The following is a 16056-nucleotide window of genomic DNA, read 5'->3' on the forward strand; positions in this document are numbered from 1 at the left end:
GAGCGATTTTCGATGGCCACGGGACGGTGAACTCCCGGGGTAATGACGCTGGTTGAGCGTTATCCCGGCCATGCGTGCGTCATGATCACACCGAGATGGTGGATACTTCCCGGGGCGAAGCCCCCGCACGCCCCGCCGAAGAGCCCCGCGGCTGCCTCTTCGCGCTCTCCCAGCCGCCTCTGATGATCTTCCTGACGGTCATCGGGGTGCTGCTGCTGATGGCCGCCCTGCACGATCTCTTCATGCTGTGACGCGCCGCGCCGCCGCGCGGGGCTGCGCCGGTGACGGCGTCAGCCCGCGGCTTCCCTGCGCCGGGCCCGGTACGCGGCTACGTGGAGCCGGTTCCCGCACGTACGGCTGGAGCAGTAGCGGCGGGAGCGGTTGCGCGACAGGTCGACGAACGCGTGCCCGCAGTCCGGGGCCTCGCAGCGCCGCAGCCGTTCCTGCTCGCCCGCCACGATGATGAAGGCCAGCGCCATGCCGCAGTCGGCCGCGAGATGGTCGGCGATCGACGCGTCGGGCGCGAAGTAGTGCACGTGCCAGTCGTAGCCGTCGTGATCGGTGAGCTGCGGGGTGGTCCCGGCCGCCGCCACGAGCCGGTTGACCAGATCGGCCGCGGTGCGGGGGTCGGGGGCCGCGAAGACCTCGGCGAAACGGTCGCGTACGTCCCGCACGGCGGTGAGGTCCTTCCCGCCGAGCGTGCCGACCCCGCTGATGTGATGCCGCTCGGCGAAGGCGTACAGCGCGGCGACATCGGTGAGCCCGTCCCCGGTCCCGTCCGGTGGCGGCTCGCTGTCCGGCGCGGTGTTCATCAGGTCGACCACCGTGTCGAGGGCGATACGGGTGTCGTGAGGGATCAGCACGTTTCGCTCCCTGGCCTTCGGCGGGCGGGCGCCTGCCGATGGCGGCTGACTCTACTGGCTCGGCCCGCCGGCCCCCGGGGCGGTGCGCGTCCGGCCAGGAGCGGAACGACACCTTCCTCCTGTGGCCGGGACCGGGAGGGGGAAAGCGCACCGGCGCCGTCGCCGCGGTGGATTCCGCGACGACGGCGCCGGTGTCTGCCCTATGCGGTTGTCGCCACGACGCCGTCGCCCCGAGTCGGACGGCGTCGAGCGGCTCTCTGCCTGGCTCAGCTCTCGGCCAGGATGTGGGAGAGCTCCGTGTCGAGATCGAAGTGACGATGCTCGGTGCCGGGTGGAACCGCGGCGTCGGTCCTCTTCAGGAACGACTCCAGGGCCCGCGCCGGGGCTTCGAGCAGGGCTTCTCCCTCTGGGGAGCTCAGGGCGATGCAGACGACGCCTTGACCGTGACTACGAGATGGCCAGACGCGGACGTCACCGGTGCCGGTGGGCCGGTGCAGCCCCTCGGCGAGGAGGTCGCGGGCGAATACCCATTCGACCGTCTCCTCCGCTCCGGTGTGGAAGGTGGCGTGCACGGCATAGGGATCGGCCGTGTCATACCGCAGGCCCGCGGGTACAGGCAGTGAGGACTCGCTCGACACAACGAGGCGCAGGTGCAGCTCGCAGCTGACCGTGGTGTTCATAAGCGCCAGGGCCTTTCGCTCAGTGTGCGCTCGGGGATTCGCACGTCGGCGAAATCGACATGCCACCTACGGTGGCGTTGTAAACCCCTCTGACCCATTTGTGATGCTTCGGGTCCCTCGCACAGCGGCGTGTAACTTTGCGTTACTCGGCCATTCCAGTGACAAAAGTGTGACCGGTGCGGGTCGGGTAAGTTGGGCTCATGAACGCGGAGAGTGACGAGCGGAACAGGGTCGCCGAGCAGGCGCCCCCGGCGTCCGCCACGGGGGATTCGGACCGGGAGGAACGCGAGCTCGGCTCGCGGGCTCCGGGCTTCATCAAGGCGTCCCGGGCGCTGCATCTGAGCTGGCAGGTCGGCGTCTTCATCGTCGGCCTGGGCGTCGTGGTCGCGGGCGTGCTCATGCTGGTGCTCCCCGGCCCCGGCTGGCTGGTGATCTTCGCCGGCATGGCGATCTGGGCGACCGAGTTCGTCTGGGCCCAGCTGGTGCTGCGCTGGACCAAGCGCAAGGTCACCGAGGCCGCGCAGCGGGCTCTGGACCCCAAGGTCCGGCGGCGCAACATCATCCTCACCACGGCGGGGTTCGTGATCGTGGCGGTCCTGGTCGGCGTCTACGTCTGGAAGTTCGGCATCACCATGCCGTGGAAGATCGGCGAGTAGCCCGAGGACGGTCCGGGAGCGCCGCTGACATGGGGTAATGTTTGCGGTGCGCCCGGGCGATTAGCTCAGTGGGAGAGCGCTTCGTTCACACCGAAGAGGTCACTGGTTCGAACCCAGTATCGCCCACCCGGACAGAGGGCCCGGGAGACGGAATCCGTCTCCCGGGCCCTCTGCGCTGCCCGCTCCCGCCGGTCCGGGGAGCCGCTGCCCACGGCGAGCCCCGGACCGGCACCGCTCACCGCATCCGCCCCAGCGCGTCCCTCAGTCGACGGGCGTCGCGCAGCCGCTGCTCGTACGTCGCCCCCACCACGAGCAGCAGCAGCCCGGCCAGGGCGGGCGGCAGCCAGCGGGGGAGCGCCCCGGCCACCTGCACCACGTACGGCGCCAGCTCGTGGAGCCCGTCCAGCGCCAGCACCGCCCCGCCGAGCAGCAGCAGCGCCTGGAGGCGGTGGCGCGCACCCAGCAGCGTGATCACCAGTGCCGCCACCCCCAGCAGCAGCGGCCGCCGCCAGTCCGGATCGGTCCAGGCCACCGCCAGGCTCGGCAGCAGCGTCACCGCGAGCCCCGGCCCGTACGCCGTCCACGACGACGCCTCCGGGTCCTTGCGCCGCCGCAGGAACCCGACCACCAGCGCGGGCACCGTCACCGGCAGCGTGTACGCCTCCGGGAACGACACCTCCGAGGCCCCCAGCCGCACCCAGGTGGCCAGGACGAACAGCGCCGCCGCCAGGTGACCCGCCACCGGCCGCCGCTCCGGCCGCACCGCCGCACCCGCCGCCAGCACCCCGCACAGGGCCAGCACCAGGGCCAGGAACGGCGCGTCCGGCACCGCCAGCCCCACGGCGACCAGCGCCCCCAGCGCTCCCGTCAGCTCCACCGGCGCTGCCACCGGGTCCCGCCGCAGCCCGGCCCCCAGCAGGACCGTCAGCGCGGGCACCAGCAGCACCAGCGGGGCGGCCTCGTGCGGGGCGAGCCCCAGGGACCGGCCCGCGAACCCCGTGAGCACGGTGCAGCCGGCCGTGGCGGCGACCGCGAACACCGCACGCGGCACCCCGCCCCGCGCCCGGACCGCCGCCCCGGCGAACAGGGCCGCCAGCACGCCGAACACCGCGTAGGAGGCCCCCTCGGACGCCAGCGACAGCAGCCCGGCGCTCACCGCCCCGGCCAGTGCCACCACCAGCGCGGTCACCCGCACCGCCGCCGAACCGTCCCGGCCGCCGTCCGTGCCGTGCACGGCCAGGGCGAGCAGACCGGCCACCAGGACCGTCTCGCCGCCCACCGCGACGGCGTAGGGCACATCCAGCACGGCCCCGGCCAGCAGCAGCGCACCCCAGCCCAGCACCGCGGCCGCCGCACCGGCGGCCCCGCGCAGGCCGCCGCGGCCGGCCGGCCGCGGGCCGCGGACGCCCCACAGGTGTACCAGGGCGCTTCCGCCGGGCCTCCGGCATACCAGGGGCTCCGGTCCGGGCGCCGCCGCGGCGGGCGTGCCCGCCGCACCGCCCGCCCCTGCCCGGCCGCCTGTTCCCGGCGCCCCGGAAGCCCCGGAGCGGCCGCCCTGACCGGGGTCCCCGCGTCCGGCCGCTCCGGAACCGGCGTGCCGCCGGCTCCCGCCGCTCCTGGAGCGCCCGGGACGACGGTGCCGCCCGCCCGTGGGGTCCCGGAGTCCGGTGCGTCCGGCGTTCCCGCGCCGTGCGTTGCTCCAGCGGCCACCCCGGCGCCCGGCGCCCCGGAAGCCCCCGGAGCGGCCGTCGCGCCCGACCCCGGCGCCTCCCGCGCGATCAACGGCTCGGCGATCCGGGCCCAGGACGGCCACCACCGGTACGCCGACCCCAGCAGCGCGGCCGTCACGGCGAGCACGACCGGGGCCGCTCTCAGCTCCGGCCACGGCAGCGTCGACCCCAGCGCGGCCCGGAAGCCCTCCTCGGGCCCCGCCCACGCGTCCGGCAGCAGCGTCACCGGGCCGAGCAGGACCGCGGCGAGCCCCGGCAGGGCCCCCACCAGGGCCCCGGCCACCACCGCGGCCGACGCCACCAGCACCCCGAGCGCCGCGTTGCCCGGCAGCCCGGTCCGTACGACCGCCGTCAGCGCCAGGGCGGCCGACACGTACGCGAGGACGCGCCAGCCCTCCGGCAGCGCCGCCGCCGGTACGCCGCCCACCGCGGCCACCACGGCGAGACCGGCCACCACACCGCCCGCCCGCGCGACACCCCTCGGTGCGCGCCACGCCCGCCAGGGCCGCCGCGGCGGCCGTCAGCAGCAGCGCCCCGGGCGCCAGAGCCCCCAGCGGCCCGGAGGCCGTCACGGACTGCGTCAGGCCCACCAGCAGCGCCGAAGCCCCCATCACCGACCCGCCGACGCACGCCGTGACCCGGGCGCCGGTGCCCCTGCCCCACAGGGCGATCGCCCCGTCCAGCACCGCCGTGGCCAACAGCGCCCACCCGACCACCGACGCCGGTGCGCCCGCGGCCCACGCCCCGAACAGCAGCGGCCACTGGGCCAGCACCACGGCGGCGGGCAGCGGCAGGTGGAGCCGGCCCAGTGCCAGCCCGTACCCCGTCCACAGTGCCGCGAGCACCGCGGCGGCGCCGGCGGTGAAGCCGAGCCCGTCCGTGTCCGGGGCCGCCACCGCGTGCACCGCGTAGGCGTCCAGCAGCGTCAGCACCAGGGCCAGGGCGGTCAGCGCCTCGGCGGTGGCGGTCAGGCCCCGCTTCAGGAGCACCGCCGGGGCTGCCAGGGCCCCCGCGGTCACCAGGGCCAGCACGGCCGACCGGCCGCCGATCCCCATCGAGCCCCAGCTCACCAGCGTGAACGCGATGGCCGCGACCGTCAGCAGCAGACCGCCCAGCGTCAGCAGGACGTTCTGCGCGCCGCGCGGCGCGGACGGGCCCTTCGGCGGAACACTGCCCCAGGGCCGGGCCGGAGCATCCGGGCGGCCGGTGCCGGGCGCGCCCCAGGCGGAGGGGTTCCAGCCCGGGGCGGCCGACGGCGCGGGCGGCCGGAGCGCGGCGAGCAGCCAGGCGCGCCGGGTCAGCAGCCGGGCGCGGCGGGCCTCCAGCTCGGCCAGTTCACGGTCGAGGCGGGCCAGTTCCTCGGCGGGTGGCAGCACATGTTCCATGAACGGGAGTGTGGCCCCGGCCACCCCGTCCGTACATGCGCGCGGATACTCATTTCCGGGCCGGGACGCTCTGAGGGGAGCGGGGTCGGAAGCGGTTTGAACGAAGCCCGCGAAGCCCTGTATGGTTCAACCCGTTCCCGGGCGATTAGCTCAGTGGGAGAGCGCTTCGTTCACACCGAAGAGGTCACTGGTTCGAACCCAGTATCGCCCACCGGGGAAAGCCGGTCCGCACGCATGACGCGGGCCGGCTTTCGCGTGTCCGGGCCATCCGCGGCCTCACGCCGCGGCGGGCAGCTCCGGACGCAGCGGCCACGACGGGTCCACCGCCTCCGGCGTCCCGCTCTTCGCGAACCAGGCCTCCAGGCCGCGCGCCTGGGCCGCGTGCCAGGTCACCTGCAGGGTGTGCAGCTCCGACGGCGACAGCCGCTCCAACCGGGTCGAGAAGCGCCTGCACACCGCCCGTACCAGCTCCAGCGACGCCGTCGCGTCGGCAGCCGCCTCATGGGCCCCGTCGAGCACGACCTCGTACCGCGCGCAGAGATCCGTGAGCGTACGACGGCCCTTGCGGTAGCGGTCCAGATGCTTGTCCAGCACCCGCGGGTCCACCACCCGCATCGGCACCCCGTCGAGATACCTCGTCAGGGACGACGCCCGGTGCCGCCGCAACTCCCGGTCCAGCAGCGTCAGATCGAAGGGGGCGTTCATCACCACCAGCGGCCGGCCCGTCCCGCAGCTCTCCGTCAGCGCCCGGGCTATCTCGTCCATCACCGGGGCGGGCCAGCGCCCGTTGCGCTGGAGGTGATCGTCGGTCAGCCCGTGGATCTCACTCGCCCCGGGCGGGACCGGAACCCCCGGATTGACCAGCCACCGGGTGACGCGGACGCGACCGCCCGCGGTGTCCTGCGCGACGAGAGCGGCCGAGACGATCCGGTCCCGCTCGACGTCCACGCCCGTCGTCTCCGTGTCAAAAGCGGCCAGTGGCCCCTCGAACCAATGCATCATCCCCGAACTCCTCGCACCCGCACGGCAGATGGAATGATTCCTCTGCCCGATATCGGTGATACCCGGGCTGTTTGCCTGATACGCCGTTTGCGGGCGGTCCGATGCGGTGACAACACAGGTGTGACGCCGGGAAGTTGCCGCCGACGTCCGTCGATCCGCCCAGTCCGCGAAACCCGCCGGCAGACCACCTGCCATCGATCGGCACGCCCGGAAGGCACACGGAGCCATGGCGCTCGCGCAGCCCGACCCCGGGGGAACCGCCCGCGCCGGGCCCTTCGGGCCCCGGCCGCCGCAGCAGCCGGACGCGCCGCTGCGCGGCTCCCTCGCCACCACCGCCTGCATGGAGACCCTTCAGGTGGGCTACCTGCACGCCGTCGCGGCGGCGGCGGGATGCTCCCTGTCCCAGCCCTTCCCCGACAACGGCATCGACTGGCACGTCAGCCACGGCGCCCCGGCCCACACCGTCGACGACGAAGTGACCATCAAGGTGCAGCTCAAGTGCACCTACCAGATCCCGCCGCACCCGGCGGGCGGGGCGTTCTCCTTCACCCTCGACAACGCCCACCTCGTCAAGCTCGCCCGCAGTCCGGTGACGGTGCACAAGATCCTGGTCGTGATGATCGTGCCCCGCAGCCAGGACGACTGGCTCCGCGCCGGGCCCGGCGGCCTCGACCTGCGCCACTGCTGCTACTGGACCAATCTGGCCGGCCACGCGGTGACGGGCCGGTACCGGACCACTGTGCGCATCCCGACCTCGCGGATCTTCGACGACCGCGCACTCTGCGACATCATGGCCCGGGTCGGGGCCGGAGGGAGACCCTGATGCACCGGTCGACGGACGAGCCCACGGGCGCGGCGGGGCTGCCCGCCGCCCGTTCGCACCCCACCGCCTGGCCCCCGCCGCTCGCCGGCGCGAGCACCGAACTGCCCGAGCCCGCCGTCCTCGGGGCACTGCTGCGCCGGCACGGCTGGCAGCGGCGCGGGGGAGCGCCGGGACGCTACGGCCGCTGGACCCCGCCCGGAGCCGCCGCCGGGTCGACCAGCCTGCTGGTGCCCGAGAGCGCGGCCTTCCCCGACAGCGCGGAGCTGATCGAGGAAGCCCTCCTCGCCCTCGGCCGCAGCGCCGCCCCCTCCGCCCGCGACGTCCTCGTCTCCCTCGCCGTGCCCAGCGACGAGATCCGCTGGCGGCGCGAGGTCCCCGAATCGGCGGCCCACGCGGCCGGCGCCGCGGGCTGGGCGGAGGCGGAGGAGCTGCGGTCGGCCGCCCGGCAGGTCCTCATGGCCGGAGCCCTCGCGGCCCGCGGCCGGGTCGGCTACCACGGCGCGCGGCACCGCAGGAAGGCCCGGGCCGCGCTCGACGACGCCCTGATCGGACCCGGCGCCGACGGCCGCGGCCTGACCGCGTACGTCCCCGTCGCCTCGGGGCGCGCCGTCGCCGTCCAGCTCTGCCACGCCCTGCACGCCACCCGCGAGGCCGTGGACTACCAGCGGGCCACCGGCCGCACGGAGGCCTTCGACAGCGCGATCGCGGCGGGCGTCGGCCGGGAGCTGACCGAGGCGCTGATCGCCCTGGTGCGCGGCTCGGAAGGGGCCCGGATCGACCTGCGGTGGGCGCCCGCCGCGGGTACCCCGGAGGGCTGCCCGGCCCGTCCCGCGCCCGTCGAGTTCTCCCCGGGCGACCTGCCCGCCCTGCGCGCGGCCGGGGCCCGATACGTCCGCGACGAACCCGCCGTGCGGGTCCGGCTGACCGGCGCGGTGGTCCGGCTGCGCCGCTCCGGGCCGCGCGGCGCCGGGGTCGTACGGCTGCGGGTGCTGGCCGGGGCCGAGGTCACGCACGTCCGTGTCGAGCTCGACGAGGAGGCGTACCGCATCGCGGGCCACGCCCACCTGGTGGGGCTGCCCCTGCGGGTGGAGGGACGGCTGGAGAACCGGGGCGGCTTCCGGCGGCTCACCGGGGCCTCGCAGGTCGCGCCCGTCCAGGTCGACGAGGCGGAGCGGGACCGGCTGATGAAGGCGCTCCAGGAGAACGTCGACTTCTTCGAGGAGGCGTGCGCGGGGGAGGAGCCGTAGGGCCGGTCCTAAGGCGTTCGCGTCGGGGGCGTACGGCTCGGTACGATTCGCAGTGCCTGGCCATGTGAAGGCCGGCGCCCCCTCAGACAGGAGAGACCGGTGTCAGACGTCCGTGTGATCATCCAACGCGATTCCGAGCGGGAAGAGCGCGTGGTGACGACGGGCACGACCGCCGGTGAGCTCTTCCCCGGTCAGCGCACCGTCGTCGCCGCGCGCATCGGCGGCGAGCTGAAGGACCTGTCGTACGAGCTCCAGGACGGCGAGAGCGTCGAGCCCGTGGAGATCTCCTCCCCGGACGGCCTCGACATCCTGCGCCACTCCACCGCGCACGTCATGGCCCAGGCCGTGCAGGAGCTCTTCCCCGAGGCCAAGCTCGGCATCGGTCCGCCGGTGAAGGACGGCTTCTACTACGACTTCGACGTCGAGAAGCCCTTCACCCCCGAGGACCTCAAGGCCGTCGAGAAGAAGATGCAGGAGATCCAGAAGCGGGGCCAGAGGTTCTCCCGCCGTGTGGTCTCCGACGAGGACGCCCGCGAGGAGCTGGCGGACGAGCCGTACAAGCTGGAACTCATCGGCATCAAGGGCTCCGCCTCCTCCGACGACGGCGCGAACGTCGAGGTGGGCGGCGGCGAGCTGACCATCTACGACAACCTCGACGCCAAGACCGGCGAGCTGTGCTGGAAGGACCTCTGCCGGGGCCCGCACCTGCCCACCACCCGGTTCATCCCGGCGTTCAAGCTGATGCGCAACGCGGCGGCGTACTGGCGCGGCAGCGAGAAGAACCCGATGCTCCAGCGCATCTACGGCACCGCCTGGCCCACCAAGGACGAGCTGAAGGCGCACCTGGAGTTCCTGGAGGAGGCCGCCAAGCGCGACCACCGCAAGCTCGGCAACGAGCTGGACCTCTTCTCCTTCCCCGACGAGATCGGCCCCGGCCTCGCGGTCTTCCACCCCAAGGGCGGCGTCATCCGCCGGGCCATGGAGGACTACTCGCGCCGCCGGCACGAGGAGGAGGGCTACGAGTTCGTCTACAGCCCGCACGCCACCAAGGGCAAGCTCTTCGAGCAGTCCGGCCACCTGGACTGGTACGCCGACGGCATGTACCCGCCCATGCAGCTCGACGACGGGGTGGACTACTACCTCAAGCCGATGAACTGCCCGATGCACAACCTGATCTTCGACGCGCGCGGCCGCTCCTACCGCGAACTGCCGCTGCGCCTCTTCGAGTTCGGCACGGTGTACCGGTACGAGAAGTCGGGCGTCGTGCACGGCCTGACCCGCTCGCGCGGCTTCACGCAGGACGACGCGCACATCTACTGCACCCGTGAGCAGATGGCCGAGGAGCTCGACCGGACGCTCACCTTCGTGCTCAACCTCCTGCGCGACTACGGGCTGACCGACTTCTACCTGGAGCTGTCCACCAAGGACCCGGAGAAGTACGTCGGCTCCGACGAGACCTGGGACGAGGCCACCGAGACGCTGCGCCAGGTCGCCGAGAAGCAGGGCCTGCCCCTGGTCCCGGACCCGGGCGGCGCCGCGTTCTACGGCCCGAAGATCTCCGTGCAGTGCCGGGACGCCATCGGCCGCACCTGGCAGATGTCGACCGTGCAGCTCGACTTCAACCTGCCGGAGCGGTTCGACCTGGAGTACACCGGTCCCGACGGCTCCAAGCAGCGCCCGGTCATGATCCACCGTGCCCTGTTCGGTTCGATCGAGCGCTTCTTCGCCGTGCTCCTGGAGCACTACGCGGGCGCCTTCCCGGTCTGGCTCGCCCCGGTGCAGGCCGTGGGCATCCCGATCGGCGACGCCCACATCCCCTACCTCCAGGAGTTCGCCGCCACGGCGCGCAAGCAGGGGCTGCGGGTGGATGTGGACGCCTCCTCGGACCGGATGCAGAAGAAGATCCGCAACCAGCAGAAGAACAAGGTCCCGTTCATGATCATCGCCGGTGACGAGGACATGGCCAACGGTGCCGTCTCCTTCCGCTACCGCGACGGTTCGCAGGAGAACGGCATCCCGGTCGACGAGGCCCTCGCCAAGATCGCGAAGGCCGTCGAGGACCGCGTACAGGTGTGAGCCGCTCCCCGCACCGGCGGGGATGATCCGGACGCGATCGACCGGACGTGGCAGATGCCGACCTGGTCCCCGTACCGGCGGGGCTCGGCCCCCGGAGCGCTAACCCCGCTCCGGGGGCCGTTTCTCGTCCTCCCGTGTGAACACCTGGATCAGCCACGACGAGAACGACCCCGTCACCGCTCCGAGCAGCGCGAGACCGCCGGCCATCAGCCCCGCCGCGACCACCCGCCCCCCGAACGTGACCGGAGTGGCGTCCCCGTAGCCGACCGTCGTCAGCGTCGCGCAGGCCCACCACACCGCGTCGCCGAAGCTGCGGATGGAAGCGCCGGGTGCCGTGTGTTCGAAGTGGTAGACCGCCAGCGCGGCGGCGAAGCCGAGGAGGACGGCGGTCAGACCGGCGTACGCCATGACCCGCGCGTACAGATTCAGCCGCGGCCGGTCACGGCGGCGCTGCACCGCCTGGTACACCTGCACCATCCGCAGCGGGCGCAGCAGCGGCAGCAGCAGGACCAGGGTGTCCAGCCAGTGGGCCGGTACGAAGCGCACCCCCAGGCCGCTGAGCCGCAGCCGGGTCACGTAGTCGAGGAGGAAGAGCAGCCAGGTCGACCAGACGAGGACCAGCGCGATGTCGTTCCAGGGCTGGGCCGCGTGCGGGGTCAGTACCCGGACCGCGTACCCCGCCAGGAAGAGCAGCCCCGCCGCGAAGAGCGGAACCTCCGTGCGCTGCTCCCAGCGGGCCAGCCGGGTGGGGGGATCGGGGGCGGTTCGGTCGCTCATCGCCTCAGCATCGTGGGCGGCCGGGCGGTGCGGCCCCGGCGACACGCTCGGCCGGGGTGACGCAATATGCTGACCGGCATGACGAGTGAGCCGGAGCAGCAGATCGGCGTGGGGACGCCCGACGCATTCCAGCGTCTGTGGACGCCCCATCGGATGGCGTACATCCAGGGTGAGAACAAGCCGAGCGGTCCGGGTGCCGAGGACGGCTGTCCGTTCTGTGCGATCCCGGCGAAATCCGACGAGGACGGGCTCATCGTGGCCCGCGGCGAGCGCGTCTACGCGGTGCTGAACCTGTATCCGTACAACGGCGGCCACCTCATGGTCGTGCCCTTCCGGCATGTCGCCGACTACACCGAGCTGGACGGCCCCGAGACCGTCGAACTGGCGGACTTCACCAAGCGGGCGATGGTCGCGCTGCGCGCCGCCTCCGGGGCGCACGGCTTCAACATCGGCATGAACCAGGGCTCCGTCGCGGGCGCCGGGATCGCCGCCCACCTGCACCAGCACCTGGTGCCGCGCTGGGGCGGGGACACCAACTTCATGCCGGTCATCGGCCACACCAAGGTGCTGCCCCAGCTGCTGGGCGACACCCGGGCGATGCTGGCCGACGTCTGGCCGACGGGCGAACTGCCGGCCGGCTGAGCGAGCGGTGCAGCGGGAGGGGGGAGGCCCGGCCGGGCCTCCCCCCTCCCGGTGACGCCGTGGTCAGGCGTCGTAGACGTCGGCCTTGCGCGGGGCCGGGTCCTGGACGAGGCCGCTCAGGACCATCGAGCGGCTGTCGAAGCGCTCCGTGTCGACGCCGTTCTCCGCGAGCACCCGCATCGCCGCCGAGTGGACCGCCCGCAGCACCGGGGTGGCGGCGCGCATCGCGTCGTCCGCCATGAAGCGGTGGTTCCAGGGCTTGGCCGCCCACGCGTGCCGCAGTCCGAACGGCTCGGGCAGCACGATCTTCCCGCCCAGGTAGTCCAGCAGCGGCGGATACCAGGTGAGGGGCGCGCGCAGCGCCAGCCGGACGACCTCCTTGGCGTCCACCAGCGCCAGTTGGACGTCCCGGGTCTCCCAGAACCGCACGGTCTTGTTGACCGTCTTCGTCTTCGCCGCCGGCTTGGTGAGGAACAGGCCGTGCACCGGGCCGAGCGCATGGCCGGTGACCTCGATGCGCAGCGTCTCGTGGAGCACGGTGACGGTGATCATCATGGTGATCACCAGCTGACCGTCCCACAGGGTGAACTGCACGCCCAGGTAGTGCCGGTCGCCGCTGCCGAACTGCTGGTGGTTGCAGATCCGCTGTATCTCGTGGGGCTTCACCTGGAAGGTGGCGACGTCCTCGCCCTCGGGGCGGGTGACGGCGTCGGCGTTCTCCCCGATGGGCGAGACGATCCAGTGCTTCACGGACGGTTTGGGGAAGCCTCCGGTGTTCAGCGGCCCGCGCTCCAGCATCTTCAGCTGGTCGTGGATGATCCGGATCAGGTCCCAGCTGCGGAACTGGTGGATCTCCTTCGTCGGGTCCTCGGGGACCAGCTCCTCCGCCAGCTGCCAGCTGCCCCAGCGGGTGCCCATGCCGAGGACGCCCTTGGGACCGGCGTAGAAGACGGCGTTCGACTGCTGCTCGGCCGACAGCTTCTCCAGACCCTGGCGCAGGGCCTCACGCGCGGTCTCGTTGGGGTTCTTCGGCACGGCCTCGGGGATCTTCGCGATCACTCCGGTGCCGGAGAGAAGGCCCTCCCAGCGCGCCCGCAGGTCCTTGGCCGAGGTCTCCGCGATCCGTTTGGCCAGCACCCAGCCGATCACCGGCGCGATGACCGCGCCCCGGAAGTAGAGCGCCCAGAAGCCGTCCAGCGGCAGTTTCACCACCAGGACCAGCGCGCCGACCCCGAAGGCGGCCAGCAGCACCGTGCCGACGGCCTTGAACGCCGAGTCCTTGGACTTGTTGAGCGCGTCCCGGATCCGGAAGGCGAGCACCCAGGCCAGCATGCCGGGCAGGAACAGCACACCGAACACCACGGTCACCAGGGTGAGACGGGTGTCGCGGGCCTTGCGCAGGTTGTTCGCCGACAGGCAGTGCTCCACCACGGTCTGCGGGTCGGTGCCGAAGGACTGGATGAGCGCCTTGCGGGCTCCGCCGAGCATGCGCTCCTGGACGGCTCGGGCGAACGCCTCACCGAGATTCGGCTTGAAGTAGTCGGACTTGAAGAGTTTGGAGGAGCCCGACTTCACTTCCGACTTGTGCCACTCGCTGTTGGCGTCGAGGATCGCCTCCACCGGACTGTCCCGGTAGGCCGCCGAGGCCAGGGCGTTGGTCGCCACGGACTGACTGCCCGCGCCCTGGATCGGGATCTGGGCCCCGGGTGAGAAGTCGAATCCGTCGTTGGCCACCTTGTCGCCCCCACTCGCCGCACGTCTGCTCCTGCGGTGTGCCCAACTACCGTACGAGGCATACCTTCTGAGCTGCGACCACAGCGTATCGTCCGGATCACACCACCGCCGGTCACCGGCGCGAACAGGACCGCGTGTGCGACAGTGCGCCGGTCACGCGCCGGGGGAAACCGCCCGCGGGCCGCCTGCCGGGCCGCCGCTCACGTGCCCGGTGACCCGTTCGCCGGCTCCGCGCGGACCCGGTCGGCGATCTGGGGCGGCATCGCCTCGTGCCGGGCGTACGAACGGTCGAAGCGACCGGTGCCGTGCGACAGGGAACGCAGGTCCACCGCGTACCGGCCGACCTCGATCTCCGGCACCTCCGCCCGTACGAGGGTGCGACCGCCCGCACTCTGCTCGGTGCCCACGACCCGGCCCCGCCGCCCCGACAGGTCGCTCATCACCGGGCCCACGTAGTCGTCGGGGACCAGGACGCTCATCTCGCAGACCGGCTCCAGCAGCTGGATGCGGGACGAGGCCGCGGCCTCGCGCAGCGCCAGCGCCCCGGCGGTCTGGAACGCGGCGTCCGAGGAGTCCACCGAGTGCGCCTTCCCGTCCAGCAGCGTGACCCGTACGTCGACCAGCGGGTGCCCGGCGGACAGCCCCCTGGCGGCCTGGGCCCGGATGCCCTTCTCCACCGAGGGGATGAACTGGCGCGGCACCGCACCGCCGACGACCCGGTCGGCGAACTCGACGCCGGAGCCCGGCGGCAGCGGCTCCACCTCGATCTCGCAGATCGCGAACTGGCCGTGTCCGCCGGACTGTTTGACGTGCCGCCCGCGCCCGGTGGCCCGCCCGGCGAACGTCTCGCGCAGCGCCACCCGGTACGGCTCCGCGTCGACCTGGACGCCGTAACGGCTGCGCAGCCGGTCCAGGGCCACCTCCTGGTGGGCCTCGCCCAGGCACCACAGGACCACCTGGCCGGTGTCCGCATTCTGTTCGAGGCGCAGTGTGGGGTCCTCGGCGACCAGCCGGGCCAGACCCTGCGACAGCTTGTCCTCGTCCGCCTTGCCGTGCGCCCGCACGGCCAGCGGCAGCAACGGGTCGGGCGTCGACCAGGGCTCGATCAGGACCGGGTCACCGGCCGGGGAGAGCGTGTCGCCGGTCTCCGCCTCGCCGAGCCGGGCCACGCACGCCAGATCCCCCGCGACGCACCGGTCCAGCGCGCTCTGCCGTCGGCCGAACGGCGAGGTGAGCGCCCCGACGCGGATCTCCCCCTCGTGGCAGGGGCGCGGGGCGTGCCCCGTGGCGTCCAGGCCGTGGCCGCACAGGTGCACGGAGTCGTCGGGGCGCAGGGTGCCGGAGAAGACGCGGACCAGCGAGACACGGCCCACGTACGGGTCGGAGGAGGTCTTGACGACCTCGGCGACCAGCGGTGCGCCGGGGTCGCAGACCGGCGCGGGCCGGGGCTTGCCCGACGGGGTGGTGACGACGGGCGGGGTGCGCTCCAGCGGGGTCGGGAAGCCGCGGGTGATCAGCTCCAGCAGCTCGACGGTGCCGATGCCCTGGCGGGCGCCATCGGCCGCCGGGGCCGCGGTGAGGACGGGGTGGAAGGCGCCCCGGGCGACGGCCCGTTCCAGATCGGCGATCAGGGTCGCGACGTCGATGTCCTCGCCGGCGAGGTAGCGGTCCATGAGCGACTCGTCCTCGCTCTCGGCGATGATCCCCTCGATCAGCCGGTTCCGGGCCGCCCGCAGCGGCTCCTCCTGCCCGGGCGCGGGCGGCAGCTCGGTGCGCTCCCCCGAGGAGTGGTCGAGGATCCGCCGGCTGAGCAGTCCGGTGAGCCCGGTCAGCGGGGCGTGCCCGTCGGCCGCCTCGGGACCCAGCACCGGCAGGTACAGCGGCAGTACGGCGTCGGGGTCGTCGCCGCCGAAGTTCTCGGCGCAGATCCGGGTCATGTCCTCGAAGGAGGTGCGGGCGGTGTCCAGGTGCGTGACGACGATCGCGCGCGGCATGCCGACGCGTGCGCACTCCTCCCAGGCGGCCCGGGTGGTCGCCGCCACGGACTGGGCCTCCTGGGCGGCCGAGACGACGAAGAGGGCCGCGTCCGCCGCACGCAGACCGGCCCGCAGTTCCCCGACGAAGTCCGCGTAGCCGGGGGTGTCCAGCAGATTGACCTTGCAGCCGTCCCAGGCCACCGGGACCAGCGAGAGCTGCACGGAACGCCGTCGGCGCCGCTCGATCTCGTCGTAGTCGGAGACGGTCGCCCCGTCCTCGACCCGGCCGGCCCGGTTCACGGCTCCGGCCGTCAGGGCCAGCGCCTCGACCAGGGTGGTCTTGCCCGATCCGCTGGGGCCGACCAGCACCACGTTCCGTACGGCGGAGGGATGGCCGGCCGCCGGTGCTCCTCCGGCGGCTCCGGGGTGTGCGTGTGCCTTGTCGCCCATGGTGCGTGCCTCCCG

General features: G+C 73.2%; 12 protein-coding genes, 2 tRNA genes and 1 pseudogene. 8 read left to right on the forward strand and 7 right to left on the reverse strand.

The genetic code is table 11. The annotated features are described in order from the left end of the window. The first annotated feature begins 95 nt into the window (after positions 1 to 95). Positions 96 to 251: a hypothetical protein gene (locus tag KME66_RS29175; protein ID WP_010057260.1), complete on the forward strand. Its 156-nt coding sequence runs from the start codon at positions 96 to 98 to the stop codon at positions 249 to 251. Between the two features lie 39 nt (positions 252 to 290). Here the strand turns inward: KME66_RS29175 and KME66_RS29180 are convergent, their stop codons facing one another. Both KME66_RS29180 and KME66_RS29185 read right to left on the reverse strand, forming a co-directional pair. Beyond that, positions 291 to 863 carry a CGNR zinc finger domain-containing protein gene (locus tag KME66_RS29180; RefSeq protein ID WP_073222364.1) on the reverse strand — a complete coding sequence of 191 codons (573 nt, stop codon included), beginning with the start codon at positions 861 to 863 and terminating at the stop codon, positions 291 to 293. A gap of 266 nt (positions 864 to 1129) precedes the next feature. Further along, the gene (locus KME66_RS29185) at positions 1130 to 1543 is read right to left on the reverse strand and encodes an SsgA family sporulation/cell division regulator (RefSeq protein WP_003959770.1); all 414 of its coding nucleotides are present in this window, start codon (positions 1541 to 1543) and stop codon (positions 1130 to 1132) included. A gap of 200 nt (positions 1544 to 1743) precedes the next feature. Here KME66_RS29185 and KME66_RS29190 point away from each other — a divergent pair, with 200 nt between their 5' ends. Together KME66_RS29190 and KME66_RS29195 are read left to right on the forward strand one after the other, a co-directional pair. Then, positions 1744 to 2199, forward strand: coding sequence for a TIGR02611 family protein (locus tag KME66_RS29190; RefSeq protein WP_216327724.1), 456 nt, complete (start codon positions 1744 to 1746; stop codon positions 2197 to 2199). A 54-nt stretch (positions 2200 to 2253) separates the two neighbouring features. Further along, a tRNA-Val gene (locus KME66_RS29195) sits at positions 2254 to 2325 on the forward strand. A 109-nt stretch (positions 2326 to 2434) separates the two neighbouring features. Here KME66_RS29195 and KME66_RS29200 read toward each other — a convergent pair. Then, positions 2435 to 5314: pseudogene (locus tag KME66_RS29200) on the reverse strand (SCO7613 C-terminal domain-containing membrane protein). A 139-nt stretch (positions 5315 to 5453) separates the two neighbouring features. Here KME66_RS29200 and KME66_RS29205 point away from each other — a divergent pair. Continuing rightward, positions 5454 to 5525 (forward strand) — tRNA-Val (locus KME66_RS29205). 65 nt (positions 5526 to 5590) lie between these two features. Here the strand turns inward: KME66_RS29205 and KME66_RS29210 are convergent. Further along, positions 5591 to 6316 carry a 3'-5' exonuclease gene (locus tag KME66_RS29210; RefSeq protein WP_073222375.1) on the reverse strand — a complete coding sequence of 242 codons (726 nt, stop codon included), beginning with the start codon at positions 6314 to 6316 and terminating at the stop codon, positions 5591 to 5593. 226 nt (positions 6317 to 6542) lie between these two features. On the opposite strand from KME66_RS29210, the gene KME66_RS29215 reads away from it, so the two are divergent. The 3 genes from KME66_RS29215 to thrS all read left to right on the forward strand — a co-directional run bounded on the left by KME66_RS29215 (position 6543) and on the right by thrS (position 10462). Then, positions 6543 to 7139: a DUF4365 domain-containing protein gene (locus tag KME66_RS29215; protein ID WP_073222378.1), complete on the forward strand. Its 597-nt coding sequence runs from the start codon at positions 6543 to 6545 to the stop codon at positions 7137 to 7139. After that, positions 7139 to 8386 (forward strand): hypothetical protein, encoded by a 1248-nt coding sequence (locus KME66_RS29220; protein WP_216327726.1) that lies wholly within the window; start codon positions 7139 to 7141, stop codon positions 8384 to 8386. The genes KME66_RS29215 and KME66_RS29220 overlap by 1 nt, the downstream gene beginning before the upstream one ends. Positions 8387 to 8485: 99 nt before the next feature. Next, complete coding sequence (gene thrS, locus KME66_RS29225) at positions 8486 to 10462, forward strand: threonine--tRNA ligase (RefSeq protein WP_216327729.1); 1977 nt, start codon at positions 8486 to 8488, stop codon at positions 10460 to 10462. A 99-nt stretch (positions 10463 to 10561) separates the two neighbouring features. On the opposite strand, the gene KME66_RS29230 is transcribed toward thrS, so the two are convergent. Continuing rightward, entirely contained in the window at positions 10562 to 11239 is a 678-nt protein-coding gene (locus tag KME66_RS29230; protein WP_216327732.1) for a potassium channel family protein, read from the reverse strand. Positions 11240 to 11305: 66 nt separating this feature from the next. Between KME66_RS29230 and KME66_RS29235 the strand changes: the two genes are divergently transcribed. Beyond that, a complete protein-coding gene (locus tag KME66_RS29235; protein ID WP_216327735.1) occupies positions 11306 to 11881 on the forward strand; it encodes an HIT domain-containing protein in 576 nt (191 codons plus the stop codon). Between the two features lie 63 nt (positions 11882 to 11944). Here KME66_RS29235 and KME66_RS29240 read toward each other — a convergent pair whose 3' ends face one another. Both KME66_RS29240 and KME66_RS29245 read right to left on the reverse strand, forming a co-directional pair. Then, positions 11945 to 13615, reverse strand: coding sequence for a hypothetical protein (locus KME66_RS29240; protein ID WP_073222389.1), 1671 nt, complete (start codon positions 13613 to 13615; stop codon positions 11945 to 11947). A gap of 200 nt (positions 13616 to 13815) precedes the next feature. Beyond that, positions 13816 to 16041 (reverse strand): elongation factor G-like protein EF-G2, encoded by a 2226-nt coding sequence (locus KME66_RS29245; protein ID WP_216327738.1) that lies wholly within the window; start codon positions 16039 to 16041, stop codon positions 13816 to 13818. Positions 16042 to 16056 lie beyond the last annotated feature (15 nt).

This window comes from Streptomyces sp. YPW6 (assembly GCF_018866325.1).
Taxonomy (GTDB): domain Bacteria; phylum Actinomycetota; class Actinomycetes; order Streptomycetales; family Streptomycetaceae; genus Streptomyces.

Excerpts from the sequence above, each read along its gene's own strand:
- KME66_RS29175 (WP_010057260.1), top strand. The coding sequence starts at position 96 with ATGGTGGATACTTCCCGGGGCGAAGCCCCCGCACGCCCCGCCGAAGAG.
- KME66_RS29185 (WP_003959770.1), bottom strand. The coding sequence starts at position 1,543 with ATGAACACCACGGTCAGCTGCGAGCTGCACCTGCGCCTCGTTGTGTCG.
- KME66_RS29190 (WP_216327724.1), top strand. The coding sequence starts at position 1,744 with ATGAACGCGGAGAGTGACGAGCGGAACAGGGTCGCCGAGCAGGCGCCC.
- KME66_RS29210 (WP_073222375.1), bottom strand. The coding sequence starts at position 6,316 with ATGATGCATTGGTTCGAGGGGCCACTGGCCGCTTTTGACACGGAGACG.
- KME66_RS29215 (WP_073222378.1), top strand. The coding sequence starts at position 6,543 with ATGGCGCTCGCGCAGCCCGACCCCGGGGGAACCGCCCGCGCCGGGCCC.
- KME66_RS29220 (WP_216327726.1), top strand. The coding sequence starts at position 7,139 with ATGCACCGGTCGACGGACGAGCCCACGGGCGCGGCGGGGCTGCCCGCC.
- KME66_RS29230 (WP_216327732.1), bottom strand. The coding sequence starts at position 11,239 with ATGAGCGACCGAACCGCCCCCGATCCCCCCACCCGGCTGGCCCGCTGG.
- KME66_RS29235 (WP_216327735.1), top strand. The coding sequence starts at position 11,306 with ATGCTGACCGGCATGACGAGTGAGCCGGAGCAGCAGATCGGCGTGGGG.
- KME66_RS29245 (WP_216327738.1), bottom strand. The coding sequence starts at position 16,041 with ATGGGCGACAAGGCACACGCACACCCCGGAGCCGCCGGAGGAGCACCG.